Genomic DNA, 26,763 nt, shown 5'->3' on the forward strand with positions numbered 1-26,763 from the left:
TTGAACGAAGGCTGCCCATGTCCGCCCGAGTCACCGTCACGTTTCAAGATCTGCTGCAATGCAAGGCAGATGCGCGCGGGTTCTCGCTACTTCCTCGTCAACCAGTCGGATCGCTGCTAGCCGGACGCCATGCGTCGCGGCTTCGTGGCCGCGGGCTGTCCTTTGAAGAACTTCGCCAATACCGACAGGGCGATGACATTCGTCAAATGGACTGGAAGGCAACCGCTCGCCTGCGATCACCCCACATCCGAGTTTACAGCGAGGAACGCGAACGACCGGTATTGATGCTGATCGATCAACGCACGCCAATGTTCTTTGGAAGCCAACGAGCAATGAAATCCGTCGCGGCCGCCGAATTGGCCGCGATGGGTGCCTGGCGCTCACTTGCCAGCGGCGACCGGGTCGGCGGGTTGGTGTTCAACGAAACCGAAATCGCGGAAGTCCGCCCGCACCGCAGCCAGACCCGAGTCCTGCACCTGCTGCATCAAATCGTTCGACTGAATCAAGAGCTGGCTGCACCATCGCCCTCGCCAACGACACCATCCGCGGCAGCACCAATCACCTTGAATCAAGTTCTCGAAAACGCATCCCGAATCGCTCGGCATGATCACTTGGTAATATTGATCAGCGACCTCGATGGAGCGGACGAAGAAACCAGTCGCCTCGTGACTCGGATCGCCGCTCACAACGATGTGCTTGTCACGGCGGTCTACGACCCGCTTGGCATTCGATTGACCGGTGCCCCTGACATGTTGGCTAGCCACGGTGGACGAACCTGGGAAATCCCGGATCACAACTCCTTCCCGGAAGACTTCCAGGCAGCATTCGGGCAAGTCCTGTCGCACTGGCGAAGCGTTTTCCGTTCCCTGCAAATTCCATTGATGCCACTTTCCACGGCCACACCTGTCGCGGAGCAAATCCGGGTTCTCTTTGGGAACACCGCATGAAGGCCAGCGACCCAACCAGCCTCGATCGGCTGAACGACATTGTCGTGCCCGCCCCCGTTCCCTGGTGGCCACTCGCGCCGGGATGGTATGTGCTGATCGCGGGATTGCTGGCGACCTGCGGCTGGTTGGCGTGGAAAAACTGGCGAAACTGGAAAGCGAACGCCTACCGCCGCGAAGCGATCCGCGAACTGGAATCCGCAAACACGGTCGGTGCAATCTCGGAACTGCTCCGCCGCACTGCCCTGGCAACCACCTCGCGATCGAAGCTAGCTGCGATGACAGGCGACCGCTGGCCAGAATGGTTGTCGCAACAAATTCCAAACGAGTCCGCTGCATCGCTTTCGCCAACCGTTCACGAACAATTGGCAACCGCAGCCTATCGCGACACCCAGACAGAATCACTGGATGAACTAAGAGCGTTCGCCGCCACTTGGATCACTCAGCATCCATCCACTTCGCCAAATTCGGCGGATTCCAACACCACCAGCGAGGAACGATCATGCTGACGTTTGCCTACGCTTGGTGTTTCTTCCTTCTGCCGCTGCCTTGGTTGGTGCGTCTGTTCTTGCCGCCCAAGCAACGCCACCAAGTCTCCGTCCAAGTTCCCTTCGGCGATCGCTTGCAACAAGTCCTAGGTGGCAAGCATTCAAACAGCACCCAGCCGCAAACGTGGCCTCGACGTGTGTTGTCGGTTGCCATTTGGGTTTGCGTGTTGACTGCGGTTGCGAGACCTCAATGGCTGGAACCTCCCATCACAAAAGAGATCCCAACACGTGACCTGTTGCTGCTCGTTGATTTGTCGGGCTCAATGGCACAAGAAGACTTCAAGAATGATGCTGGCAAAAAGGTTTCGCGACTGGATGCGGTCAAGGAAGTTCTCGACGGCTTCCTAGCGAAACGCAAAGGCGATCGAGTCGGCTTGGTCGTCTTCGGCGATGCCGCTTACCTGCAGGCTCCGTTCACAACCGACCTGCAGCTATCGCAGGAACTTCTCGGTGAATGCGAAGTCGGCATGGCTGGACCACGAACCGCGTTTGGTGACGCGATCGGACTGGGCGTCAACTTGTTCGACGAAGACACCGAGCGAGCCAAAACGATCATCGCATTGACCGACGGCAACGACACCAAAAGCAAAGTCCCTCCGGTCGAAGCCGCTCGCGTCGCAACTCAGCGAGACATCAAGATCTACACCGTTGCCATTGGCGACCCAACGACCGTCGGCGAAGACAAGCTGGACGAACAAAGCCTCAAAGACGTCGCTTCGGAGACTGGCGGCAAGTACTTTTTCGCCGCGGACCGAGAGCACTTGGCGGGGATTTATGACGAGCTCGACAAAATCGAAACACAGACCATCCAAACCATCAGCCACCGCCCACGCACCGACATCTACTACTGGCCGCTTCTGATCGCATTGCTGCTGTCCATGTTTGAAAAAGCCATTGCAACCTGGCGAGGCCGACGTCACACAACTCCCGCTGAACAAGACCGACGGATCCACGTCAATCCGATCACGGGCGAGATGGAGGTGGCGGCATGATCGGTGCATGGAACGCATTTCATTTCATTCGGCCGGCGTATTTGCTGCTGATTCCGGTGGCCTTCGGTCTGGCTTGGATGTGGCATCGCAGTCGTGATCCTCTTCGAGGGTGGCGGAACCAAATCGACTCCGATCTGCTCGATGCTTTGGCTCACCACGATGGGCCACGATCCTCGCATTGGTGGCAACGATTCCCAGCGGTCGCATGGTTGTTGACTGGATGGACGGTGTGCGTCGTCGCGATCGCGGGTCCCACTTGGCAAGTGGAAGCCAATCCGTTTGCCCAGGACGCTCAACCATTGATCATTTTGATGAAAGCGGACGAGACCATGGCGTCGGCCGCGCTCACGACCACGCCGCTGGAACGGGCCACTCTCAAAATCGCCGACTTGGCCGAGGCACGCAAAGGCGATCCGCTGGGTTTGATCGCTTACTCCGGATCCGCTCACACCGTGTTGCCGCCCACCGAAGACACCACGGTCGTCGCGGACATGGCCGCTGAAATCAGCCCCGCCATCATGCCCGTCGCGGGCGATGCACTTGACCAAGCGATCACCGAAGCGGGTCGTTTGATCAACCGCGAAGAAGGCGGTGCGACGTTGTTGATCATCGCGAATCAGGCCAGCGTCGATCCCAAACAAGTCGCCGCGGCTCATCAAGCGATCGGCTCACCACCCATCGAGATATTGAGTCTGCTGCCGGAGGATTCTCAAGAGACCGCATCGCTTCAGGCCATCGCAAAAACGCTCGGCGGCACTCGGGTTCCACTGACCGTGGATGATCAAGACATCCAGTCAATCATCCAGTTCGCAGAACGACGTTCGACATCGGGCATCGCGGGACAAAGCGACCGCTGGCAAGAATCCGGTTACTGGCTATCACCGTTGCTCGCGGCCATAGTGGCATTGTCTTTTCGCCGCGAACGCACCGCCAACGAGGATGCCTCCTGATGAAAACTTGGCTCATTCTAGGCGTGATCGGTTGGTCGAGCTGGTGGTGGACTCCCGACCAACTTGGCCAGCGACAAATGAAGCAGGAACGATACACCGATGCGGCCAACGCATTTGATGATCCGATGTGGCAGGGTGTCGCTTGGTACCGCGCCGGCGAATTCAAGTCCGCCGCACAATCCTTTTCACGAGCGTCCGGTCCCGAGGCGAAATTCAATCTCGGCAACTGCTGGTTGATGTTGGGAAAGTACGACCAAGCGATTGCCAGCTATGAAGACGCAATGAAGCAACGCACGGATTGGACGGAAGCCCAACAGAACCTGGACCTCGCAAAGGCACGAAAAAAAGCGACCGAGTCCAAAGGTGGCGACGCCGGTGACCAACGTCTCGGGGCCGACGAGATTGTGTTTGACAAAGACAAGAAAAAGCAAAACGAGGGCCAGGACACGGACATCACCGCTGAACAAGCTGTCAACGATGCGTCGGTGCAAGCAGTTTGGCTGCGGCAGGTGCAAACCAAGCCCGCTGATTTCTTGAAATCAAAGTTCCGCTACCAAATGTCCAATCGCAACAAAGATGCGAAAGACGAACCAGCCGAAATTGAAGACAGCGAAGGAGAACCTCAGTGACTCTTCATTCGCAACATGCTTTTCGTGCAGCACCACTGCACGTTCTGTTGATCACCCTCGCATGGGCTCTTGCACTGGAAGTTGCTCCTGCCATTGCGGCTGACGAACCGCCAAAGCCGGTCACAATCGAAGTCCCCACACCCAAAGCCTGGGTGGGACAACGTCTGCCGTTCTACGTCAAAGTTCGTGCGCCCGGATCGTTCGTGGGTGCGACTTCTTTTTCGCTGCCACAGATCCCCCGAACCGTGATCCTACAAGTCGGAACGCCCGTGGTTTCCTCCGAGGATGTCGGAGACGATTCCTGGTTCGTTCAAACTCACGAATTCGCGTTGTACTCGCAAACCTCCGGAACCGTCAAAATTCCCGCGTTCGAAGTTCGCTACGCCAACCGAGATGGTTTCACTGGACCGGCCACGGACCACAAACAGCGGACCTCCGACGTGACCGTCGAGATTCAACAACCTCCTGACTACGATCCCAACGTTTTTCTGGTCACCGCTGACAAAATCAACGTTCAAGAGACCTGGGATCCACCACCGGGTGAGGCCAAACAAGGTGACGTGATTCACCGAACCATCACGCAAAAGGCCGACCAAGTCTCCGGGATGGTTCTCGCCCCGCCGCCGACGAACGCTCCCGACGGCATCCAGGTCTACGTCAAATCTCCGCAAGTCACTGACAAAACAGAGCGTGGTGAATTTCTGGGCGAACGAATCGACACGGTGACGTATCAATTCAAAGGTTCCGGAACACTCACCCTGCCCGCGATCCGGTATGTGTGGTGGAAGCCGGACGATGAATCCTACGGTTCACATACCTTGCCGGAGGCCACCTTCGATGTCGCTGCTGCTCCTCAGCCACAACTCGCAACGGTGGAAGATCCCAACTGGCAACCGTTGGTATGGACGATCTCGACCTTCGGCGTGCTGGCCATTTTGGTCGCGACGCAATTCAACCGCATCGCCTCCTGGTTGCGTTCGCTGAAGCTTCGCCTCAATCCGCCCGACCGAGTTGCGGCTCGGAAACTCGTCCGAGCGTGCCATGCAAACGATGCCCGCGCGGCTGAGACCGCTTGGAACCAGTGGCTCAACACACAACCCGAGAACGTTCGTCTCTCAAACGACTTGCGATCGTCGGTCTTGGATTTACATCGTCAACTCTACGGGCAAACTTCTGCAACCACTTCGTCGGCCATCTCCGCTTGGGGCGGCAAAGCCTTGAACGAGACCTTCAAACAACACATTCATCGGCCACCATCCGGTGATGTCATTGCCGACGAAAGTCTGCCGCCTTTAAACCCCATCACTTGATCGAAGCGAAACGGCTGCTTCATTCTCAGAACGCAATGTTCATCCGAAGTCCCAACAGGTACGCATCCGCGACTTGTTCGCGGGCTTGGTCGACCCACTGAAAATCTGGTGTCACCGAAATCGATTCGGTCAACTGACTGCGATAAAAGACTTCCACGCCCTGCGAGTCGCCGATGGGCCCCAAGGCTCCGACCAACAAAGGCCCGATCTCGTCGCTCGTTCCGCTGTAGTAATACCCCACACCAAACGTGTCCCCATCGCGAAGCGGACTCGCACCACCCAAACCTGCACTGAGCAGATAGCTGATCGGGTTCGTATCACTGTCGGCGATTCCAGCCCGAGCGAAGTAGCCCCAGTGACGTGTCGAGTCACACGGGTCAACCCACAACGCTTGGTCCGTATTCCAGTACACCGACCACGAATCGGATGCACGATTGATCGGCACATTGGGCAGAATGATTCGGGGATCTTGTCCCAATGAAACGTAGTCGCGACTGCTCCAAGAGGCTCCAATCAATTGATGCCCCGGCGTCCCCAACCAATCGGTCGCAACTCGCATTTCCGCGGACACGGCCACTCCGTCGGCGAACAGCTCATCAAAGCCATCGGAATCAGCGGTGTCGGTTGGATTCATCACCAAGAAGTTGAAGGCTGGTTCACCTTCCTCACCCATCACGATGAAACCGCAACCAAGCGAAGCATAAGGAACCGATCGCAACACGATTGGGTTAGCGATGAATGCTACGTTGGAAAACTGGGTGATACCTCGACCGCTCGCGTAAGCATTGGTGTCACCATCCAGCGTATCCAGTTTGCCGGCGTAAACCGCGAAACGTTCGGACAAAAACTGCGTGAACAGCACATTGGTCAGATACAAACCTTCGCTATCAGCGACTGGCAAATCGGCGGCCAAGGTGGGCGGCAAAATCACGCCCGCGGACTCACCAATGCTTTGGCCGAATCGATGTTCGGCCCGCAGCTTGAGATACAACCCTTCGTGGACACCGAGCTTTCCAAGATCCAGGTTTGCCACATAGTCACCGTGGCCTCCGTAACGGGCGGTTTCTTCGAGACCACCGCTGACCGTGCCAAAGTAGTACTGGGTCAAATTGTTTGAAAATGTGATTCCACTGTCCGCGAGACATTGGCGAATCGATTTGCAAAGGCAATCCTCACCCAAACAGTTTTCGCCGCAGCACAAGGCGGAATCACAAGACAACGAATCGCATCCGAGCGAATCACACCCGAACAACGGAGAACAATCGTCCACCTGAGCATGCGCAGCTTGCACACCAAAACTCGCCAAAATGAAGGCGGCGCAAAGAACAACCTTCGCAATGTGAAGCTTCTGTGCAGATTGGTTTTGGTCCATCGAGGTGCCTCGAAATCGCTCAAAAAAGGCTTCATTGTCCAAACAATTCACACCCTCCATTTCGGTTGTTTGAGCACCGGAACCGTTCATTTCCTGAATGCTAAAAAACAATGCTTCGGAAATTTCGCTGGAAGATCAAGTTCTGCGGATTATCTGGTCTTCGGCAGGAGCAATTCGCGACCCGACTCTTTAAGATTAGAGGACGATCATCGGCGGCATTTGCCCTGCTCCGACCTCTCTTTTCAACTGCTGGCTGGAACACTCACAAATGAATTCAGGCCCCACACTGCTGCTCGGTGCATGCCTCACCGCGGCGATTTTCGGATCGACCACTCCCGGCCTCGTCGCACAAGACAGCCAACCGACCGTTGCCGAATCTCCTTTGGCTTCGCCGGTTCGCGAAAGGCTGGAACAATACGCCAACGCGTTCAATGATCGCAAATTGGATTCACTCGGCCAGTTCCTCGCGGCGGACGTTCATTACCAAGATGAAACATCAGGGCGAACGGCACACTCCTCCACCGAATTGATTGATTTGATCCGAACCGCCGTGGAGGCCGAGCCAACGCTCAAACTCAGTGCGAGCGTCGAAGACATCGAACAGACCGATCCCAATCAGGCGACCGTTCGCGGAACGACAACGCTGACATCCGAAGATGCCCCCGACGAAGTTTCCTCATTCGAGATAGCGTTGGTAAAAACATCAGAAGGTTGGACTATCAAATCGATCACCGAACGATCGATTGACTCCGCTGCATCCGCAAACCCGATCGAGTCGCTCACCTGGCTGGTGGGAACTTGGAAAGAGGACGCCGAGGATGGACTGAACAGCCGCATTGAATTCTTACCCGGGAATCGTTTCCTGCGTCGCACGTTTCAGATGGGATCGAGTGCTGAACCTATCGGCTACGAGATGATTGGCTATGACCCACGATCCAACCTTGTGAAATCATGGACCTACTTTGCCGATGGCAGCTTTGGCAGTGGTCACTGGGCAGGCGAGGAGGATCATTGGCGAATGGAGATGACACAAACTCTCGCCGACGGTGGACAAGCGACCGCGACGTGCATTGTTCGACCAATTGATCAAGACACGATGACCGTTCGAATCATTTCGCGTGTCGTCAATGGTCAACCACTTCCCAACGGCAAGGCCGTCACGCTGACCCGGCAAACAGAAACCTCATCGACCATCGAACCTTCGACCAACACCGCGACCCCATCGGGAGCCAACCAATGAATCTTTTGATCAATCAAATGCAGCCTCTGCGTTGGGTGTCGGTCTGCATCGCTTTGTCCATCAGCACCATGCTGCAACCATCGCTCGATGCCGGCGGATTTGGCGGGCGAGGCGGCGGTGGAGGCGGTCGATCGTTTGGAGGCGGCGGAGGGGCACGACCCAGCATGGGTGGAGCTCGTCCGAGCATGGGCGGAGGTGCGAACTTCAATCGCGGAAACATGGGCGGCAACTTCAGTGGTGGCAACCGCATGCCCGTCAATCGACCTCAGACCAGCATGCCACATGTTGGCGGCAACAACTTCAGTCGCCCGAACATCAGCCCACCTAACTTCAATACAAACCGTCCCGGAACCAGCCGTCCCAGCACCGGAATTCCTAACACCAGTCGGCCAAGCATTCCCAGCACCGGATCACGCCCGTCTCGGCCAGGCACGTCGCGTCCTGATCTCTCTCGCCCTGGCTCGAACCAACCCGGAGTCACACGTCCGGGCGGCAACCAGTCCAATCGCCCCGATCGCCCCAGCACCCTGCCCGGCAACCGTCCCGAGCTGGACCGTCCTGGTTCGAATCGCCCCGGATCGAATCGCCCCGGCTCCGACCGACCAGGCTCCAATCGACCAAACATTGATCGTCCAAACACCAGTCGGCCGAATCTGCCCGGCGGAGATCGTCCCGGCGGAAGCACTCGCCCCGGTATGCCCGACTTTGGAAAACTTCCTGGGGGGCGTCCATCCGCTGGAGATGTCGGCAACTTCCTTGGGATTGATGGTCCTCTGCGTCCCGGCGGCAACGAACGTCCAAACTTGTCTGATCGCCCGGAACGACCAAACCGACCCGGTACGGGTGATCGGCCCGGCGATGGCAACCGACCTGGAATCGGAGATCGCCCAGGCAACGGCGACCGCCCGTCGCTCGCCGATCGTCCTGGGGCAGGAACACGTCCCGGCCTGGATCAGCGTCCCAATCCCGGTGATCGATTGCCGCCCGACCGTCGCCCAAACATCGACATCGGCGATGTCAACATCGGCAACAACAACATCATCAACAACAAAGTTGGCTGGGCGAACCTCGACAACAATCGAGTCAACCAGATCAACAATCGTTGGCAAAACCGAATGGCCAACGTCAGCAATTGGCCCACCATCCCGCCACATCGATTTGATCATTTCCATCGATGGGGCAATCAAGTTCGCCGAGGTTGGCACTACCATGGTTTTGGACCGAATTGGTGGGTTCGACACCCATTCCGGTTCTGTGGTTGGCACTACTTCTATTCGTATCGATATTACCCTTACACGTATTGGTGGAGCACACCGACCTATCCAATGGTCACCAACTGGTTCACACCAACTGCGTCTTCGACGACGCTCTCGCAACCGGTCTACTATGACTATGGCAGCGAAGGCAACGTGACCTATCAAGACAATCGTGTTTATATCGGTGGCGAAGAAGTGGCGACGACCGAAGAGTTCGCGCAAACCGCCGCTGACCTCGCGACCGTCGAAGCCCCCGAAGATGAAGAGTCCGCTGAACAATCCGAATGGCTCCCCTTGGGAACCTTCGCGTTGACGACGGATGCCGACGATGTTGACCCCGATCGAGTGATCCAGCTCGCAGTCAACAAAGAAGGAATCATTTCCGGAACGCTCTACAACCAAAAGACGGATGAGACTCAGGCCATTCAAGGACGAGTCGACAAAGAGACTCAACGGGTCGCTATGCGAATTGGCGAGAGCGAAGATGTCGTCGCTGAAACAGGCCTGTACAACTTGACCCAGGATGAAGCCTCCGTTTTGGTTCATTTTGGAACGAAGACACAAGACACTTACATGCTTGTGCGATTGCCCAGCCCCGAAGATTCCGACGAATCAGCGGATTCATCTGACGACGAATCCGGAGACACGTCCAACGACGAAAACTGATTCCTTTTCAACCACTCCGATGAGACAACACCATGCTTCGTCACTTCCTTCTCCTTGCCGCCGTCCTCTCGACCGCCTCGTTCGCCAGTGCCAAGCCTCGCACTTGGACCAGTGCTGATGGCGCATACAAATTGGAAGGTGAATTGATTGGATCCAATGACACCACGGCGATTTTGAAGCGACGTGGTTCCGGTCGCTTGGCCGCGGTCGAATTGAAAGATCTCTCCGAAGAGGATCGCGATTTCGTCAAGAAGCAAACCAAGGACGATTCTGAACGGGAATCCTCTGGCGACATCGAGATGCACACCTGGACCTCTCGAGATGGCCTGAAGATCCGTGCCAAAATTCTCGCTTATGGAAAAAAGGAATACACGCTGGATCGAAAACTGGGCGCCGTGACCATCAACGGCAAAGCCTTCTCAACCTTTGATCCGCTGCACCAGAAACTCATCCTGCGTGTCCTCAGCGTGCTTGAGAAAACGCCTCTGGAGAAAGAATCCGACCTCAACAAATTTGTCTCGCTCTTTGCCGGGCAACCCAAGACATACCCGCTGGAAGGTGTGTTGATGGAGTTGCCTTCGGGCGACCAAATCGCGGTCCCTTTCTTTATGTTTGGCGAAGAGGACCTCGACGTTCTTCAAGCCGGCTGGGAGAACTGGCAAAAGTATCACTCCGACGAAGAAGCTCGTGCCCGCGAAGATTTGATGATGCGTTCCGAAGCATCTCACTACCAGCAAACGATGGCGCAAGAGCAACAACGGCAACAATTGGAAGTCCTCAAGTTCAACATGGCTGCCGTGCGAACTGGACTGACATCCGTTTGGGAAGTCCAGATTGCTCCCAACGTGGGTATCTATGGACGGCCGACCAGTGTGATGGTGACCGCTCGAGATAGCTTGACCGCGACTCAAATGGTTCTGCCAAACTACCCGGGCTATTCCATGATCGGTGTCCGCAAAGTCAGCTATTGAAACTGGCACGACACATGTCGCCCTGCCCCCCTCTGAATCGTCAGGGCAGATAGAAACCGAACGTCATTTGCAACCGAGTCGCATCGGCTTGGTTGCGGTTTTGGTTCTCTCGATTTCCGTACAAATACTCGATTCCGATAAATACGCGGTCGATCGGGTTGTGAATCAGGTTCACCGCCAAATAGTTGGTTGAACGCAGGTTGGTTCCCGCCTGACCCGCAATCGGATCGAGCGTCAACTCGCTATAGGTCAGGTTGGATGTCAAGCGTTCGTTCCAAACGTGCTTCAGCCCGATCATCCATCCGAACATTGGCAAGATCTCGGCGGTGTTCGGGCCGGTGGACACCACATCGGGCGATCCTCGATAGCTACCGATCCCTTCTCCGAATGTGATCTGAGAATAAACCCGCGTGTCTTCCAGGAACTTGGCCGATCCGGTGAAGTTCAGTCCCCACGCGGTATCCGTCAGCACCGGATCCCCGACCGGCTGAAAACCTAATTCGCGAATCACAAACGCCGCCTGGAAATCGCCACGGTCTCGTTCTAATTTCACATGTGTGATCACATCAGGCGTTTCCGTACGTCCCTCTCCCGTGACACCGATTGGAATGTCAATTTCAATGCGTGGGTCTTCCAGCGAAACCGCCCACGACCATCCCGATTCACCCAGCGGCAGATCCAATCGAACCAAACCTTGACGTCGATTCACGTTCGAAACGGCGCCTTCGAAATCCAACGTTTGTGGAACGGCGGATGGATGCGTGAACGTGGTCCACGTTTGTCCTGCTGTGAAATAGCCCATCGTCCCGTAGGCGTGACGCAACCTCAGTGAGCCATTGCTACCATCCTCGCCACCGAAAAAGTCCGCTTCCACAAAGGCTCGGACTACCTCTTGCTGAACTTTCCATCGAGTATCGAAACTCAATCGCGACGAGCGTGCATGGAAGCGAGCATTCTTGCGGTCCGCGGCACCAACAGGAATCTCACTGGTGTCAAACGAATCCACCGAGTCGATGGGATCAAAGTCGGAAATGAAATCCGCTTTGACAAATCCGCCAATCTTCAACGCGGCCTCTTCACCGTACACAACGATCCCACGATCAAAATCAGGAAACGCGGTGAAGTTGTTTTGCTGCTGCTCGCCTCGTGAACGATCAAACGAATCGGATGTAAAGGACTGGCGAACCGAACGCTCCAACAATCCTTCGTCCAACTCCTGCAAAACTTCCGTGACGGGCGATTCGATCGCGTCCAAACTTTCACTGAATTCAGTGAACTGCGTCAATAGCAACGGATCTTCCATTTGATCCTGCTCCGCCAATCGCAAGAGCGATGCGAAGCTGTCCTCCGCATTGAGCGGTGACGAGAGCAATCCAAGGCTGATCAAAAGAAAGAGCAATCGCCCGAAGGCAAGCTCAAAGATCGTCTTTGGGTTGAAGCTGGAACTCATGCATCTTCGATTGGGATGAATTCCTCGTAATTGCCAGCGATCAACCGGACACCAACTCGCTCCAACTGATTCGTACAACAACCCGCCATCGCGACAAAATTTCTGCGCAGCAGCTTTTGAATCAATGTTGATTTCGTCATCCGCGTTGGCAAACTTGAACGATTCTCCCGAATCTAACGCCTTGGCCATTCAGCAGCTTTCTTCATCGAAAATGAACAACGATCTGTTTGTCTTTCCGCCATCAAACGACCAAACGCAACGTGACGTGTTGCTGGTTCCGATTGGACCCCACCGGTATGATGAGCGATGTTCCGGTGGGCGACTTACATAACCTCTCAGTGATGCCGGTTGCTTACCAGAGACAGCGTTTTGGGACTCATCATCACCGCGTTTTCTATCTCGAACATCGAGCCTGCCATGGAATATGGACTGCAATCCGCCGGCCCGGCGCTTCGCATTGTCTCACTGGTTTTCCTACTCGTCTTTGCTGTGTTGATCTTGGCCTGCATCGTGGGCTTGGCCGCCCTCCCAGGCAAAATCGCCCGCCGACGACACCATCCATTCGCCGACGCGGTCAATGTCGCCGGCTGGCTGGGTTTGCCCACTGGAATCGTTTGGGTGCTGGCAATGGTTTGGGCACACATGGGGCCTCGTGGTAACAACGTCTCAACCGACCAGACCAATCGACTTGCCACCCAAGTCCGACAACTTGAAACGCTGGTGGATTCACTTGAGCAAACTCAAAGCGGAGCCCAGTCATGATCCCTGCCATACTGAGTTGTGTTTTCGTGATCTACCTCTATCGAAGCTTGAACGCTCCCGAAGCCACGCCCGCCGAGCCAGACGTCATGGCAGATAGCGATGACCTCGCATGTCGAATCATCTCGTTACAAAAACGCATTGCGCGACTGGACTCCAAACCATCTCAAGGAGAATCGTCATGAGTTGGATTCTCGGCGGCGTCTACTGCGGAATCATTTGGTTGGTCTTCGCAAAGCTGAAGCTCATGCGACTTTCATTGCCCTTGGCCATCATCCTTGCATCGGTTGGTCCCGGATTGATCGTCGTCCTTTTGTTCTGCGCCCAGTACTTTCACCCTTACACGAAGCAAGCGATTGTCATCGCCCAAATCGATCCGATCACCGCTCAACTATCGACCAACGGCCGGGTGAAGGAAGTTTTCGTCTCGCCCAACGTACCGATCCAAGCGGGCGATGTTTTGTTCACCGTGGATCCGATTCCATACGAGAACGCGGTGGAGGTTGCCAAGGCGGGACTCGAGCAAGCCAAGCAGAATGTTCAGCTTTCCGAGTCGACCGTTGAACTTTCACGCGCGACACTCGTGCGTGCCAAAGCCGATCTGACCTATGCGACCAATGATCGCGATCGTTACCAAAAGCTTCGCGAATCGGGAGGCGCCAGCCAGGACGAACTGGAACGCGCAGTGACTCTCTTTCAACAATCCGACGCCGCTCTGACTCAGGCCGAACAATCTCTGAAACAAGCCGGCATCTCGGTTGGAGTTGCAAAAGCAAAACAGACACAAGCCGAAACGACGTTGGCAAACGCGGAGTACGACCTTCAGCAAACCACCGTCAAAGCACCCGCGGATGGCTATGTGACCAACCTTCAGGTTCATCCCGGCATGCTGCTGGGACCGGCAACCGGCCCAGTCATGTCGTTCATTCGTGACACGGACGAACGTCAAAAAGGCGTCGTCGTCGCGGTGTTCGTCGAAAAGAACTTCTTAAGGATCAGGACCGATCAATACGCAGAACTAGCAATGGACGCCTATCCAGGTGAGATACTAACCGGGCGAGTGCTCAACTCGATCAATGTTTCCGGCAAGGGTCAATTGGTCGCCGGCGGCATGGTCCCAACGGACTTAGCGGACGGAAAACCAACGCAATTCGCGGTTCGGATCCAGCTTGACGACGTTGATTCGTACCCGCTGCCCGGCGGTGCACAAGGGCAAGCCGCTGTCTATACTGGCGACGTCCAAATTGCCGGAATTCCTATCATGTTTCTTATCCGTGCGAACAGTTGGATGAACTATCTCTTCTAATCGCTCCGCGGATCGACACTTTTGATCCACATCCTTTGACGTACCGAGCCGAAACCATGCGAACGCTGTTGAAGTCAGGCCCTGCCGTGGCCCTTGCTCTTCTTTTCTCAATTTCTTCAACTGTTATTCAGGCTGAAGAAAAGGCCAAGATCGAACTGCTGCTCGATCGCTCACCTGCTCCAGGCAACGCCATCGGTTACGTCAACGTTCCTGCACTGAACAAATTGATGAAGGACGCTGGCTTCTCCCCAGCCGCTGCTTCGACAGTCAGCGAAGTCTGGTTTCTCGCTGACCTCGACATCGGATCCCTGCGTCCCAAATGGGAAGCCGGATATGCCGTCCTCAATCAACCCGTCGACGCCAAAAAATTGGCTGATCGATTGGGTGGCTATGTCGACAATGTCGTCAACCAAGATGTCGTTCATGCTCCCAATCAAACCTATTTCGTTCCTGGCAAGGACCACCCGGAACGTTTGGGCATCCTTCGTCCGACCGACCGCTCGCTGCTGGCGGGATGGTTGACTCCAGTCATCGACGTGAAGTACACGCCGTTTTTGAGCGCCCATGCAAAGCAACCGGAGTCGTATCTGTCGTTCATGTTGGCGATTGATTTGAACAACGTTCTATCGCCTATCCCATTGAAGACTCGGCTCGAAGGACTCGAATCACTGAAATCCAACTCGCCCGAATCCGTTGCTGGCACTTTGGCATCGATCCAAGGTTGCAGCATCATCGTTGGCCGACGAAGCCTCAACGAATGCATCGCCAAATTCGAATTTTCGAAATCGCCCTCCTCGTTGAAACTGATCGCTCCCGAATTGCTTGCCGAAATTCTTCAACGCAACGGAACTGACGCTCCGGAAGTCAAACAATGGGAAGTCTCGGTCGACGGAAATGCTCTTTCACTCAAAGGTCCCATCACTCAATCCAGCCTCAGCGGTTTGATGGGAATCTTCAGCCTGCAAAGCCAAGCTCAACAGGCCGCCGCACGAGCCAGCCTGTCCGAGCAGAGCGAAGAGCAACGCGTTGCCTACGAATCCAAGCATTACTTCGATGAAGTCAACTCGATTATCGAACACACACGTGACCACAAATCGCAGACCGCCGGGGCGATGGCAAAGTGGAGCGATCAACGTGCTCGCCAAATTGATGAACTCGGCACGCTCAATGTCGACCCCGACATGATTCAGTACGGAACCAACGTGGCCGAACTTCTTCGCGGAAACGCACTGACGGTTCGTCAAACCAACATCGATGCCGGAAAGGTCAAAGCGAGTCAAAGCTTGGACACGGGCTACTACAACGATGGCTATGGATACTACAACTCCAACAGCACTTCCGACTATCAGCGTGTCACCAGTGCCATCGCCCAAGGTAACGCCTATGGAAACTACCGCGAAGCGCTCAACCAAATCGACAAACTGACCGCCGCCATGCGTCGCGACATGACTCAGAAGTACAAAATGCAGTTCTAAGGACTGAGCGGTAAACAAGTGGCATAGCAGGCTGTTGATGTATTGAGCCGCACCGCGTTAGCGGCGGTTGATTAGACGCCAACCGGGGCTAACGCCCAACGGCTAATGATTGTCATTCGGTATGCGACTAAATCAACAGCCTGATAGGCTTCCAGCCTGTGATTGCGAGGAACACAGGCAGGAAACCTATACCACACTCTCTGTCCGACACTTATCCTTTGCTCGTTGTGCTAAGCAACAAATTGCCTTCCTTCGACGCTCTTCAAGCCGATCGACACCAGACTTAAACTGGTTTGTCGATCGGTTTTTTGTTGCTCTGCAGCCCTACGATGTCGAACACAAATTCCCGAGCATGGTCTGTACAGAGTCGCCCCATCAAGGTGAGACTTGCCATTCGACTTCCATGGTGCTGGCCTACTATTGTCGGCGAGCGTCTTCTCAAGCTTCTTAGAGTCCAACTTCTTTGGCGGGATACTTTTTGAAAGTTGTCGCATGAGCCTTCAGCTTTCCTAGAACCGTTGCGAGCCACGCATTGCGTCGGTGCCCCACGGGCAACTGCTCTTTGGGATCAATGTAGAGGTTGAACAGCCAAGGCGCTAAACCGACATCAACCAAAGTTGAATAGTCGATGTGCATGTGCGTGGATTCCGGCAGCACCGCTTTGACGTGCACCTTGTACTCGTGCATGCGGCAGGACATCAGTTCTTTCCCCCACCAGAAGTAGACCGCTTCACGTTTGGATTGCCCATCGTCTTGCAGCAGGAAGGACGTTTGATCGATGTAGTCGTAGTAACGATCTACCGGCAAATCGCTGGTCGGGATTTCTGCCAACTTTAGCGACACACCAAACAAATCGAGCAAATCAAACAATCCGTCACTTTGTCGCCCACCGGAAACAACACCTTTCCAATACGCAATCCCCGGAACGCGAACGCCTCCTTCAAAAGTCGTTCCTTTGGCGCCACGAAACGGCGTATACCCTGCATCAGGCCATCCGTCCATTTGCGGTCCGTTATCACTGGTGAAGAACACGAACGTGTTTCCTAGGACGTCAGCTTCTTTCAACGCAGCCATGATTTCGCCAACATGCAGGTCCACCTCTGCAACCGCTTCTTTGTAGTAGTATTTCGCGGCGCTCAAAGGTCCCAGGTCGGGGTTGGGAAAGTTGTCGCAGTGGACCTTCATGAAGCAATGCTCCAAGAAAAAAGGTTGGTCTTCCTTGGCCAATTCCTTGATCCGCTGGATCGTAAAATCCGCTAGCACCTTTTCGGCGCGCCCCATGTCTTCCGTGGACTGAATCTGCTTCAGCTTTTCTGTCCGGCCACCCTTGAAACCATGCGTCAGATGGTTGTCCGGTGCGATTGCCTCAAAGGCGCGTGCCCGTTCCGGATTGTTGACCAAATCGGGAAAACGTCGCTCATCGAATCGCTGAGAGATTTCTTTCTGGGCAGGATAGTACCCGTAGTACTCATCGAAACCGATGTCGTGCGGACGCATTCCAACTGGTTCTCCGACATGCCACTTCCCGGTCAGCAACGTGTAGTAACCGGCGTCACTCAACAGCTTCGGAAGACTAACCTCGTCTTCCCAAGGATTTCGAGTCAATTTGTCTCCGGCCAAGATCGGTCGAGTCAGCCCCGTCCGGACTGGCAAACGACCGGTCAGAATCGCCGAACGAGTTGGAGTGCAGGTCTGCTGGGAATAACAACTCGTCAGCCTCAATCCCTCGCTGGCCAACCGATCAATGTTAGGCGTTGCAGCACCAATCGCGGCACCTCCGCCATAACATCCCGGATCCCCGTACCCCATGTCGTCGACCACCAACCACAGAATATTCGGACGCTTTCCATGCTTGGCTTTGATCTCAGCCAGTTTGTCTTCCGCGGCCTGATCTTGCGTTGCAAGCGGGATTGCCGCCTCGTGATTCTCGAGCGAAACGACGGTTCGATCCAACCCAGGCGTGTCCGCGTTGCAAATCGACACGCTCCATAAAGCAGGAACGCACAAAATGCCAAAACCACGCAACCACTTTGCAACCATCTGCTGCTCCATATTGATGTTCATGCCGACTGAGCAGCTCTGATGATTCGCTTGCCGACGTTTGCCTGCCACTCACAGAGGTGCCGGAACAAGATTGCTCCAATAAAATGCTTCAACACTCTCAAGCATTTTTGCATTTTGAATGCAACAATAATATCCAGAACCGCGCAATCCAAACAACGTTCTGATGTCGAAGGTAGCTTATTTGTGAACAATCATTGTCCATACGCACGCGTCTTGGAAGACTGCCGAGCACCGCGGTGCGGGCCTACACTGTGCGTCTTCCGGTGCCACACGACATTCGGTTGCAATGTCCGACCAAAACGCACCTTCACGAAACATAAACTGATCGAATGATGGATCTCGGACAATACTTTCAAATTCATATCGATGCGGTTTCGATCGGGTTGGTCGCGCACGTCACCATAGAAGCCATCACCATCATTCGCGTGATGACGCGGCCCCATCGCGAACCGGCGTCTCGTGTCGCTTGGGTCACCATCATTGCAGCGGTGCCGTTTTTAGGTGTGCTGCTGTATGTGTTGTTTGGCGAAACCAACATCGGTCGTCGCCGAATGGAACGCATGAAGCAAGTGATCAAACGCTTGCCGACGATGCCAGAGATCAATCCTGAGGAATCTCGGAACACATTGGCCAACGTCCCAATCCGATACCAGCATTTGTTTCGAATGGGTGAATCAATCAATGGATTCGAAGCGATCGGTGGCAACTCCGGAACGTTGATGCAAGATTCTAACTCCGCCGTCGACTCCATGATCGCCGACATCGATCGAGCAACCGACCATGTGCATTTGCTCTTCTACATTTGGTTGCCCGACAACAACGGATTGAAGATGGTGGAGGCACTCAAACGAGCGGCGAAGCGAGGCGTTACTTGCCGAGCGATGGCGGATGACTTGGGGTCACGGACAATCATTCGATCGACTCATTGGAAGGAGATGCAGGAAGCCGGCGTTCATCTTTCGAGAACTTTGCCAATTGGCAACTTGATGCTACGTGCACTTCGCGGACGCATCGACCTTCGCAATCACCGAAAAATCCTGGTGATCGATGGATCGGTCACGTACTGCGGAAGCCAGAACTGCGCCGATCCCGAATTCCGCGTCAAACCCAAGTACGCTCCCTGGGTCGACGCTGTGATTCGTTTCGAAGGACCGGTGGTCAGACAGAACCAAGAACTCTTTGTCGCTGATTGGATGGCCGGTACCGATGACGACCTGACCGATCTGCTCGACCGACCGCTTCCCAACACCGGGCCTGGTTTTTCAGCGCAAGTCATTGGAACGGGACCAACCGTTCGCGATTCTGCCATGCCCGAGGTTTTCGAAACGTTGTTCCACACGGCGAGACGCAAACTGACAATTTCAACGCCGTACTACGTGCCCAACGAATCCATGCAACAAGCTCTCTGCGCCGCGGCATGGCGAGGCGTCGAAACAACCATCATCCTGCCCGCCAACAATGATTCGCGAATTGTTGGGGGAGCCAGCCGAAGCTACTACGCGGGACTGCTAGAAGCCGGCGTCCGAATCTACGAATACACCGGTGGGTTGTTGCATACCAAGTCTGTGACTCTGGATGACGAAGTCACTCTGATCGGTTCCGCCAACATGGATCGCCGCAGCTTTGATCTGAACTACGAAAACAACATTTTGTTTCATGACCCGCAACTGACCGCTGATGTCTTCGCGAGACAACGCGTCTATATCGAACGCTCCAACGAGATCACGGCACAGCAGGTTTCCGACTGGTCGCTTCCCCGGCGACTGTGGAACAACGTGCTGGCGACACTCGGCCCGATTCTTTAGGTCCTCGATTTTTGGGTCGCTGCCGGAATCAAATGTGATTGCGACGTGTGGCGGTGAAGACGTCCGGCGATTGGACTACATTAGCGACCACCGGCCCCGGACGATCTGTTTCCCTGCTTCTGCCGGCACCGATTCAAGCTCGGAATATCATCTCGAAAGCAGTCGTTTGAGCGGCAAATACGGATTCTGGACCCTCGCGTTTCTAGTCATCGCCAACATGATCGGCGCTGGCGTTTTCACGACTTCTGGGTATTCGCTGGCCGATCTGGGTTCTCCCCAACTAGTCCTGTGGGCGTGGCTGGCCGGCGGTGTCATCGCTGTCGCGGGCGCCATCAGCTACGCCATGTTGATCCGAGTCATGCCACAGTCGGGTGGCGAATACCTATTTCTTTCGCGGGCTGCACACCCGTTGCTGGGATACGTTGCCGGATGGGTTTCATTGATCGCAGGTTTTTCGGGCGCGATCGCTTTCGCGGCCACGGCACTGGAAGGTTATCTCCTACCCGAACACTTGCGTCCCGAATGGATGCCCGCCGGCATCGTCACCATCATGGCGATCGTCTTGGCGGGCTTCTTTCATGGCTTGCATCCTCGGGTCGGTGCCACCACACAGAACATCGCTGTCAGTGTCAAACTGATTCTGTTGGCCACGATCCTTCTCTTCGCCGTCTACCAGTGGTTCGGTGGCGATTTGATCGTCCGCAATTCTGAAGTGCAAATGACTGCCGAAACCACCTCATGGTCGCCGTGGGTTGCCTTCGCTGGAAGTCTGGTTTGGATCTCGCTGAGCTATTCGGGCTTCAACGCAGCGGTTTATGTCGCCGATGAAGTTATCGACGCGACTCGTGTGGTGCCTCGAGCATTGGTCTTCGGCACACTCGCGACGACGTTGCTGTATTTATGCCTCAACGCCGTCTTTGTGTTTGCCCCCTCCGCGGCGAGCATCGTTGGCAAACCGGATGTGGCGGCAATCGCGGCCGCCAGTCTGGGTGGCAATGGATTCGCTCACTTCGTCCGCTGGACGATTGCACTGTGTTTGCTGACATCTGTCCTCAGCATGATGATGGCGGCACCACGTGTGTACGCGAAAATGGCTGACGATGGCATGCTGCCCGCTTGGATGCGGTTCCGAGGGGAAGCGCCCTTCGCCGCGACGGTGGTGCAAATGATGGTGGCAATCACACTGGTATTGATATCAGACTTGCAAGGCTTGTTATCCTACCTCGGACTGACACTTTCGCTGTCTGCGGCTTGCTCGGTTTGTTGCCTCTTCTTGCCATCAATCCGCAATCACCCAAAGGCTGCGCCCAAACATTGGCTGATCGCCCCCGCTTTCTATGTCGCCGCAACAATCGTTTCCGCCGCCATCATGACGCTCAATGATCCAAAGCAATTGATTGCGACTGGAATCACATTCATGGTTGGCGGGACAATGTACGTGCTGACGACTCAGTTCAAATCAGACAACACGCACGAGCAACCAAGCTGAACTTCGAATACGCGTCGCAATGCAACAAACGCTCGATCCGTTGCTACAGGCCGATCACTCTTCCGCGTTTTCGCGGCGCTGTGACACTTGCAATCCGACCATGCGTGCGATCACGATTGCCACGTAAAGTTGTCCCAACATCGCTTGCATGACAGCTAACATCTTGGCTGGCCGAGACAATGGCACAACATCACCATAGCCAAGCGTTGTTAGCGTCACGTTGCTGAAGTAGATGAATTCGCTAATCAATCGAGTGTTCTGCGGCATCTCCGATGCTGGCATCGGAAACAAAAACGAACCCGGTTCGACAAGTTCGACCAACGTGTAGAGAAACGCCCACAGCAACCCCAGCAAAAAGTAGATCGACACGGCACCGATGATTCGGTTGGCATCGATCGGGCCCTCGCAAAAGACGTTCACGCCGACCGCATGAATGAGAGCAAAGAACACCATTGCAAAACACAGATCGCTGGCGATTGCCAAACCCATTATCTCTGTGATCTCGTTGGCCCAAGAAGTTGCATACGCCAAGACTCCCACCAGCAAAGTCGCCCACATCCGTTTGGTGGAACCGGAAAATGAACGAATCGCCGACAGAACGACCACAAAGAAAAATCCGTTGAGAACTACCCGATGAACCACATTCTCCACGGACAAACATGATTGAACAAAAATCAGGGCAATCAAAGCCAGCAACAATTCGCCATGCCGAGGTTCTCTCAACCATCGGTGCGATTCAAATTTGAGTGGGAGTGTCATGCCGACGGATCAATGGGTCGAGGAAAGCGAGCCACGGATTGTAGAGAGCAAGAATTCCCGGTTCAGATTCCCCCGCTTCGGAATTGCTGCGTAGGACGTTCAATCCGCTTGGTGTAGGATGCTACGCGGATCCCGCCACTGAGTCGATCGCTTCGATTCGCAAGGTTTCTATTTTCACCAGGAACTTCACGACTCTCGTCGGGACTTTCCATTGCCAAGGTTCATCACGCTGTCCCCTTTTGACGCATGAACAAACTCCAACTTGCCCGCCTTTGTCCAACGCTTGCGAAACCGAGGCGGCATACCTGCTTCGCTAGCACGTTGAACTCATTGGTCCTGTGCCTGCTCGCAGTGTTCGGTTGCACACCCGCCTCGAACGAATACCAGGCTCCTCCGCCTCCTGAAGTGACGACGGCGAATCCCGTTCAACAAAGCCTCACCATTTTCATCGAAGAAAACGGCGAAACCGAAGCGGTGGAACAGGCCGACATTCGTGCCCGAGTTGGAGGCTTCGTTGAAAAGCTTTCCTTTGAACCGGGGCAATTTGTGAGCGTCGACCAAGAGCTCTACCGGATCGAACCGGATACCTATGAGGCCAACCGCAATGCCGCCGCAGCATCGGTGGAGGCTTCCAAAGCAAGCATCCAGGTGAGCGAAGCTGCACTGGCCGCCGCGTTGGCCGAAGTACAGAAGGCCGAAAACGACCTGAAGCGTGAACGACGCTTGGAAGCATCCAATGCGGGATCCCAAGCAACACTCGATGCCGCACTGGCCAGTCGTGATTCAGCATTGGCCCAGCAAAAGGCCGCCGAGGCGAATATCGAAGCCGACAAAGCAAAGCTGCTTCAAGCTCAAGCGCAACTGGCGCAAGCAGAACTGGATTTGAAGTACACCGTCGTTCGTGCCCCGATCGAAGGTCGCGTTTCCAAAACAGAAATCAAACTCGGCAACCTCGTTCAAGTCGGCAGCACACTTGCGACCGTTGTGGACCAACGAAAAATCTTTGCCAACTTCAGCATCAGCGATCGAAAGTTGTTGGAACTCGTCGAAGCCCGACCTGAAACCGATGAACCGGCAGACTCCCCCGAGGACTGGTCCAAGATCCCGGTCTATCTGCAACGTGACGGCGACACCGACCAATGGCTGTCAGGAAAGTTGGACTACGTCGATCAACGTGGTATCGATCAAGAGACCGGAACGTTCGGCTTGCGAGCCGATTTCGACAACCAAGACGGCAAACTGTTGCCGGGCATGTTTGTGATCATCCGTTTGCCGGTCCGAGAAATCTCGAATGCCATTTTGATTCCCGAGCGAGCCATCGTCCGCAATCAAACGGGATCGTACGTGATGTTAGTGGGTTCCGAAAACCAAATCGAACAACGCAAGATCTCCATTGGCCAAACGCTCGATGGCTGGGCACTGATCAAAGAAGGTCTTACCGCCACAGACACGTTTGTTTTGGATGGGCTGCAACGCGCTCGACCAGGCAGCACCGTCACACCCAAGCCAACGGAATTGTCCACGAAGGACAGCCCAATGTTGCAAGCGGCGGTTGGCCCCAACAATGAATCCGCCGAACCAGGATCCAATTCTGAAACAGCACCGACGGTCAATCCGACCAACGATGAACCCGCCCCCGATTCATCCACCGCGGACTGAACCATGTCAAAGTTTTTCATCTACCGCCCGATCTTTGCCACGGTGATCTCCATCGTGATTGTGATCGCCGGTGCGGTCTCGTTCTTTGGACTTCCGATCGAGAAGTTCCCACCGATCACGCCGCCCACGGTCCAAGTGACGGCGGTCTATCCCGGCGCGAATGCTCGAACGGTCGCTGAAACCGTTGCCGCTCCGATTGAACAAGCGGTCAATGGCGTCGAAGGCATGATTTACATGTCATCGACAAGCACTAACGAAGGTCTGTACACCCTGACGGTTACGTTCGAGTTGGGAATGGATTTGGACATCGCTTCGGTCTTGGTCCAGAACCTAGTCGGCAGTGCGGAAGCCAGCTTGCCTCAAGAGGTTCGGCAACAAGGCATCACGACCAAGAAGCGTTCCACACAAACACTTCAATTCATCGCGCTGACATCACCCGGTGGAGCTCACGATGGATTGTTCCTGAGCAACTTCTCGCTCGATGTTCGAGACGAGATCAGTCGCATCAAAGGCGTCGGCGACGTTCAGTCATTTGGCGATGGTGACTACAGCATGCGAGTCTGGTTGGACCCGCGTTTGTTGAAACAGCGTGGACTGACAACCGAAGATGTGGTCTCGGTGATCTCCGAACAAAACGTTCAAGTCGCGGCGGGACAAATTGGGGCTCCGCCTGCTGAATCCGGCACCGCGTTCCAATTTTCAGTCAACACGCAAGGTCGCTTTTCAAGCGTCGAACAATTCCAAGACATCATCGTCCGCACCGGTGACAACGGCGAAGTGCTGCGTCTGGGCGATCTCGCTCGCATTGAGCTTGGGGCCGAGGCCTACACCTATTCCAGTTCTTTCACTGGCGACGCCGCCGCGACGCTCGCGATCTACCAGTTGCCGGGCGCCAACGCTCTGGAAACCGCAGAGGCGATCCGGATCAAGATGGACGAACTGTCTTCGGCGGCAAACTGGCCGGATGACGTGGAATACCAAGTCGCATACGACGCGACTGAATTCGTCACCGCCTCCATCACCGAAGTCTACAAGACATTGGCGATGGCAATCGCGTTGGTTGTGTTCGTCATCTTTGTCTTCCTGCAAGATTGGCGAGCGACGGTGGTTCCCGTCGCGGCGATTCCGGTCTCTTTGATCGGCACCTTCGCCATCATGGCAGGCATCGGGTTCTCGCTGAACATGTTATCCCTGTTCGGCATTGTGCTCGCCATTGGCATCGTGGTCGACGACGCCATCGTGGTCGTTGAAAACGTATCACGACACATCGCCGATGGGCTGTCCAGCCGAGACGCCGCAGTCAAAGCCATGTCCGAGATCACCGGGCCAGTGATCGCCACAACACTCGTGTTGCTAGCCGTCTTTGTTCCGTGTGCATTCATGCCCGGCATCACCGGTGAATTGTTCCGCCAGTTTGCATTGACGATCTCAGCATCGGTGATCATCAGCACGATCAACGCACTGACGCTCAGTCCCGCCCTTTGCGCGATTTTCCTTCGGCCACCAACCGAGACTAAGTTCATCGGATTTCGACTGTTCAACCAAGCCTTTGAACGAACCACGGCCATCTATGGTGCCACGGTGGCCAGACTGGTTCGCTTGACATTGGTTGTGTCGGTTGCATCCATCGCCTTGGTGATGGCGACGGGCTGGATCCTCACACAGTTGCCCACTGGATTTGTTCCAGACGAGGACCAAGGTGTGTTGTTCGTCAACGTTCAGTTGCCTGACGCAGCCAGCAAAGAACGCACCGATGAAGTGATCAAAGACTTAGACCAGATCTTCGAACAAACCCCAGGAGTCCATGGCTGGTTGTCCGTGACCGGCTACTCGTTGCTCGGTGGGAGTGGTGGTCCCAACGTCGGATTCTCGGTTCTGGTGTTGAAACCATGGGAAGACCGGGATGCCAAAACCGAAAGCGTCACTGCGATCCAGCAATACATTCAGCAAAAATTCGCGTCCGAACAACGCGCCATCCTGTTCACGTTTGCTCCACCTCCGATCGATGGTTTGGGGACGGCCGGCGGATTTCAAATGGAAGTCCAAGACCGCGGCAGCAATGGCTACCTTCCGTTGCAAAACGCGACGGAAGAACTCGTCGCCAACGCATCCACCCAATCCAGTTTGGCAGCTCTGAACAGTTCCTTCCGAGCCACCGTCCCTCAACTCTACGTGGATGTTGACCGAGAAAAAGCGAAGACGATGGACATTCCGCTGAGCAGCGTGTTCGCGACCTTGCAAGCATCGCTGGGTTCGTCCTACATCAACGACTTCACTCTTAATAATCGTTCGTATCAAGTCCGAGCGCAGGCCGAAGCACCGTTTCGACGATCCGCTTCGGACATCACGCAGCTCGATGTACGTGACAGCAATGGCAACATGATCCCACTCGGATCGATCGTGACGGTGCGAGATGATTTTGGGCCTGACGTGGTACGTCGATACAACATGTACCCGAGCGCCGCCGTCAATGGTTCCGCAGCACCCGGCGTCAGCTCCGGAACCGCACTGGAGCTGATGGAACAAACGGCTGATCAAACCCTACCCGCTTCATTCTCTTACGAATGGACGGGGATGTCATTCCAAGAAAAACAAGCCTCCGGTGGTCAGTACTTGATCTTCGGCCTGGCAATTTTGTTCGTCTTCTTGGTTCTTGCCGCACAGTACGAAAGCTGGACCAGCCCCGCCGCGGTCATCGCAGTCGTGCCTCTGGCCGCTCTCGGTGTTGCCTTGTCGCTGATGCTTCGAGGAAGCGATAACAACACCTACACTCAAATTGGAATTGTGTTGCTGGTCGCTCTGGCCAGCAAGAACGCAATTCTGATTGTGGAGTTTGCCAGCGAACAACGTGCTGAGGGGAAATCCCCCCGCGATGCAGCGACCACGGCAGCCAAGCTTCGATTCCGAGCCATCCTGATGACGGCGTTTTCGTCGATCCTTGGTTTCTTACCGCTCCTGGTTGCGACCGGTGCCGGTGCTGCCAGTCGCCAAGCGGTTGGAACCGCGGTTGTCGGCGGCATGATCGCCGCCACCGTCTTCGCGCTGCTACTCGTCCCCACGTTCTTTGTCGTCTTCCGAACGCTGTCCGAACGAATGGCACCCAAGTCCGACAATTGATA

At 55.2% G+C, this 26,763-nt stretch carries 20 protein-coding genes; 16 read left to right on the plus strand and 4 right to left on the minus strand.

Annotation, left to right across the window (positions count from 1 at the left end):
* The first annotated feature begins 17 nt into the window (after positions 1 to 17).
* Genes RB_RS19455 through RB_RS19480 form a run of 6 tightly spaced genes read left to right on the plus strand, consistent with a single transcriptional unit; the run spans position 18 to position 5,373 of the window.
* Entirely contained in the window at positions 18 to 947 is a 930-nt protein-coding gene (locus tag RB_RS19455) for a DUF58 domain-containing protein (protein WP_164922243.1), read from the plus strand.
* Positions 944 to 1,453, plus strand: a complete 510-nt coding sequence (locus tag RB_RS19460; protein ID WP_011122331.1) for a DUF4381 domain-containing protein — start codon at positions 944 to 946, stop codon at positions 1,451 to 1,453. The genes RB_RS19455 and RB_RS19460 overlap by 4 nt, the downstream gene beginning before the upstream one ends.
* A complete protein-coding gene (locus RB_RS19465) occupies positions 1,447 to 2,484 on the plus strand; it encodes a vWA domain-containing protein (protein ID WP_164922244.1) in 1,038 nt (345 codons plus the stop codon). Before RB_RS19460 ends, RB_RS19465 begins: the two co-directional genes overlap by 7 nt.
* Positions 2,481 to 3,434: a vWA domain-containing protein gene (locus tag RB_RS19470; protein WP_007333663.1), complete on the plus strand. Its 954-nt coding sequence runs from the start codon at positions 2,481 to 2,483 to the stop codon at positions 3,432 to 3,434. The genes RB_RS19465 and RB_RS19470 overlap by 4 nt, the downstream gene beginning before the upstream one ends.
* Positions 3,434 to 4,063: a tetratricopeptide repeat protein gene (locus tag RB_RS19475; protein WP_011122333.1), complete on the plus strand. Its 630-nt coding sequence runs from the start codon at positions 3,434 to 3,436 to the stop codon at positions 4,061 to 4,063. The genes RB_RS19470 and RB_RS19475 overlap by 1 nt, the downstream gene beginning before the upstream one ends.
* On the plus strand, positions 4,060 to 5,373 hold the full coding sequence (locus RB_RS19480; RefSeq protein WP_011122334.1) for a BatD family protein: 1,314 nt from the start codon (positions 4,060 to 4,062) through the stop codon (positions 5,371 to 5,373). Before RB_RS19475 ends, RB_RS19480 begins: the two co-directional genes overlap by 4 nt.
* 25 nt (positions 5,374 to 5,398) lie before the next feature.
* Here RB_RS19480 and RB_RS19485 read toward each other — a convergent pair whose 3' ends face one another.
* The gene (locus RB_RS19485) at positions 5,399 to 6,835 is read right to left on the minus strand and encodes a carbohydrate porin (RefSeq protein ID WP_164922245.1); all 1,437 of its coding nucleotides are present in this window, start codon (positions 6,833 to 6,835) and stop codon (positions 5,399 to 5,401) included.
* A gap of 178 nt (positions 6,836 to 7,013) precedes the next feature.
* Here RB_RS19485 and RB_RS19490 point away from each other — a divergent pair, with 178 nt between their 5' ends.
* Genes RB_RS19490 through RB_RS19500 form a run of 3 tightly spaced genes read left to right on the plus strand, consistent with a single transcriptional unit; the run spans position 7,014 to position 10,878 of the window.
* Complete coding sequence (locus RB_RS19490; RefSeq protein WP_011122336.1) at positions 7,014 to 7,985, plus strand: nuclear transport factor 2 family protein; 972 nt, start codon at positions 7,014 to 7,016, stop codon at positions 7,983 to 7,985.
* The gene (locus RB_RS19495) at positions 7,982 to 9,907 is read left to right on the plus strand and encodes a chromosomal replication initiator protein DnaA (protein ID WP_011122337.1); all 1,926 of its coding nucleotides are present in this window, start codon (positions 7,982 to 7,984) and stop codon (positions 9,905 to 9,907) included. The genes RB_RS19490 and RB_RS19495 overlap by 4 nt, the downstream gene beginning before the upstream one ends.
* Before the next feature lie 32 nt (positions 9,908 to 9,939).
* A complete protein-coding gene (locus RB_RS19500) occupies positions 9,940 to 10,878 on the plus strand; it encodes an SHD1 domain-containing protein (protein ID WP_011122338.1) in 939 nt (312 codons plus the stop codon).
* 40 nt (positions 10,879 to 10,918) lie between these two features.
* Here RB_RS19500 and RB_RS19505 read toward each other — a convergent pair whose 3' ends face one another.
* Positions 10,919 to 12,328: a DcaP family trimeric outer membrane transporter gene (locus RB_RS19505; RefSeq protein ID WP_007340894.1), complete on the minus strand. Its 1,410-nt coding sequence runs from the start codon at positions 12,326 to 12,328 to the stop codon at positions 10,919 to 10,921.
* A 348-nt stretch (positions 12,329 to 12,676) separates the two neighbouring features.
* Between RB_RS19505 and RB_RS19510 the strand changes: the two genes are divergently transcribed.
* The 3 genes from RB_RS19510 to RB_RS19520 all read left to right on the plus strand — a co-directional run bounded on the left by RB_RS19510 (position 12,677) and on the right by RB_RS19520 (position 15,868).
* Positions 12,677 to 13,090 (plus strand): DUF3302 domain-containing protein, encoded by a 414-nt coding sequence (locus tag RB_RS19510; RefSeq protein ID WP_011122340.1) that lies wholly within the window; start codon positions 12,677 to 12,679, stop codon positions 13,088 to 13,090.
* Positions 13,091 to 13,268: 178 nt separating this feature from the next.
* On the plus strand, positions 13,269 to 14,393 hold the full coding sequence (locus RB_RS19515) for an HlyD family secretion protein (protein ID WP_164922246.1): 1,125 nt from the start codon (positions 13,269 to 13,271) through the stop codon (positions 14,391 to 14,393).
* A 56-nt stretch (positions 14,394 to 14,449) separates the two neighbouring features.
* Positions 14,450 to 15,868, plus strand: a complete 1,419-nt coding sequence (locus RB_RS19520; RefSeq protein ID WP_231845801.1) for a hypothetical protein — start codon at positions 14,450 to 14,452, stop codon at positions 15,866 to 15,868.
* Between the two features lie 447 nt (positions 15,869 to 16,315).
* On the opposite strand, the gene RB_RS19525 is transcribed toward RB_RS19520, so the two are convergent.
* A complete protein-coding gene (locus tag RB_RS19525; protein WP_011122345.1) occupies positions 16,316 to 17,932 on the minus strand; it encodes an arylsulfatase in 1,617 nt (538 codons plus the stop codon).
* A gap of 329 nt (positions 17,933 to 18,261) precedes the next feature.
* Here RB_RS19525 and cls point away from each other — a divergent pair, with 329 nt between their 5' ends.
* Positions 18,262 to 19,737 carry a cardiolipin synthase gene (gene cls / locus RB_RS19530; protein WP_011122347.1) on the plus strand — a complete coding sequence of 492 codons (1,476 nt, stop codon included), beginning with the start codon at positions 18,262 to 18,264 and terminating at the stop codon, positions 19,735 to 19,737.
* A gap of 34 nt (positions 19,738 to 19,771) precedes the next feature.
* On the plus strand, positions 19,772 to 21,226 hold the full coding sequence (locus RB_RS19535; protein ID WP_011122348.1) for an APC family permease: 1,455 nt from the start codon (positions 19,772 to 19,774) through the stop codon (positions 21,224 to 21,226).
* A 54-nt stretch (positions 21,227 to 21,280) separates the two neighbouring features.
* Here RB_RS19535 and RB_RS19540 read toward each other — a convergent pair whose 3' ends face one another.
* Positions 21,281 to 21,985 carry a potassium channel family protein gene (locus RB_RS19540; RefSeq protein ID WP_011122349.1) on the minus strand — a complete coding sequence of 235 codons (705 nt, stop codon included), beginning with the start codon at positions 21,983 to 21,985 and terminating at the stop codon, positions 21,281 to 21,283.
* A gap of 321 nt (positions 21,986 to 22,306) precedes the next feature.
* Between RB_RS19540 and RB_RS19545 the strand changes: the two genes are divergently transcribed.
* Positions 22,307 to 23,644, plus strand: coding sequence for an efflux RND transporter periplasmic adaptor subunit (locus RB_RS19545; RefSeq protein ID WP_231845802.1), 1,338 nt, complete (start codon positions 22,307 to 22,309; stop codon positions 23,642 to 23,644).
* A gap of 3 nt (positions 23,645 to 23,647) precedes the next feature.
* Entirely contained in the window at positions 23,648 to 26,761 is a 3,114-nt protein-coding gene (locus RB_RS19550; protein ID WP_011122351.1) for an efflux RND transporter permease subunit, read from the plus strand.
* Positions 26,762 to 26,763 lie beyond the last annotated feature (2 nt).

Origin of the sequence: Rhodopirellula baltica SH 1 (genome assembly GCF_000196115.1) — a bacterium.
Taxonomy (GTDB): domain Bacteria; phylum Planctomycetota; class Planctomycetia; order Pirellulales; family Pirellulaceae; genus Rhodopirellula; species Rhodopirellula baltica.

Coding starts and splice junctions, on each gene's coding strand:
- RB_RS19455 (WP_164922243.1), top strand. CDS start 18: ATGTCCGCCCGAGTCACCGTCACGTTTCAAGATCTGCTGCAATGCAAG.
- RB_RS19460 (WP_011122331.1), top strand. CDS start 944: ATGAAGGCCAGCGACCCAACCAGCCTCGATCGGCTGAACGACATTGTC.
- RB_RS19465 (WP_164922244.1), top strand. CDS start 1,447: ATGCTGACGTTTGCCTACGCTTGGTGTTTCTTCCTTCTGCCGCTGCCT.
- RB_RS19470 (WP_007333663.1), top strand. CDS start 2,481: ATGATCGGTGCATGGAACGCATTTCATTTCATTCGGCCGGCGTATTTG.
- RB_RS19475 (WP_011122333.1), top strand. CDS start 3,434: ATGAAAACTTGGCTCATTCTAGGCGTGATCGGTTGGTCGAGCTGGTGG.
- RB_RS19485 (WP_164922245.1), bottom strand. CDS start 6,835: ATGAACGGTTCCGGTGCTCAAACAACCGAAATGGAGGGTGTGAATTGT.
- RB_RS19490 (WP_011122336.1), top strand. CDS start 7,014: ATGAATTCAGGCCCCACACTGCTGCTCGGTGCATGCCTCACCGCGGCG.
- RB_RS19495 (WP_011122337.1), top strand. CDS start 7,982: ATGAATCTTTTGATCAATCAAATGCAGCCTCTGCGTTGGGTGTCGGTC.
- RB_RS19500 (WP_011122338.1), top strand. CDS start 9,940: ATGCTTCGTCACTTCCTTCTCCTTGCCGCCGTCCTCTCGACCGCCTCG.
- RB_RS19505 (WP_007340894.1), bottom strand. CDS start 12,328: ATGAGTTCCAGCTTCAACCCAAAGACGATCTTTGAGCTTGCCTTCGGG.
- RB_RS19515 (WP_164922246.1), top strand. CDS start 13,269: ATGAGTTGGATTCTCGGCGGCGTCTACTGCGGAATCATTTGGTTGGTC.
- RB_RS19520 (WP_231845801.1), top strand. CDS start 14,450: ATGCGAACGCTGTTGAAGTCAGGCCCTGCCGTGGCCCTTGCTCTTCTT.
- RB_RS19525 (WP_011122345.1), bottom strand. CDS start 17,932: ATGAACATCAATATGGAGCAGCAGATGGTTGCAAAGTGGTTGCGTGGT.
- cls (WP_011122347.1), top strand. CDS start 18,262: ATGATGGATCTCGGACAATACTTTCAAATTCATATCGATGCGGTTTCG.
- RB_RS19540 (WP_011122349.1), bottom strand. CDS start 21,985: ATGACACTCCCACTCAAATTTGAATCGCACCGATGGTTGAGAGAACCT.
- RB_RS19550 (WP_011122351.1), top strand. CDS start 23,648: ATGTCAAAGTTTTTCATCTACCGCCCGATCTTTGCCACGGTGATCTCC.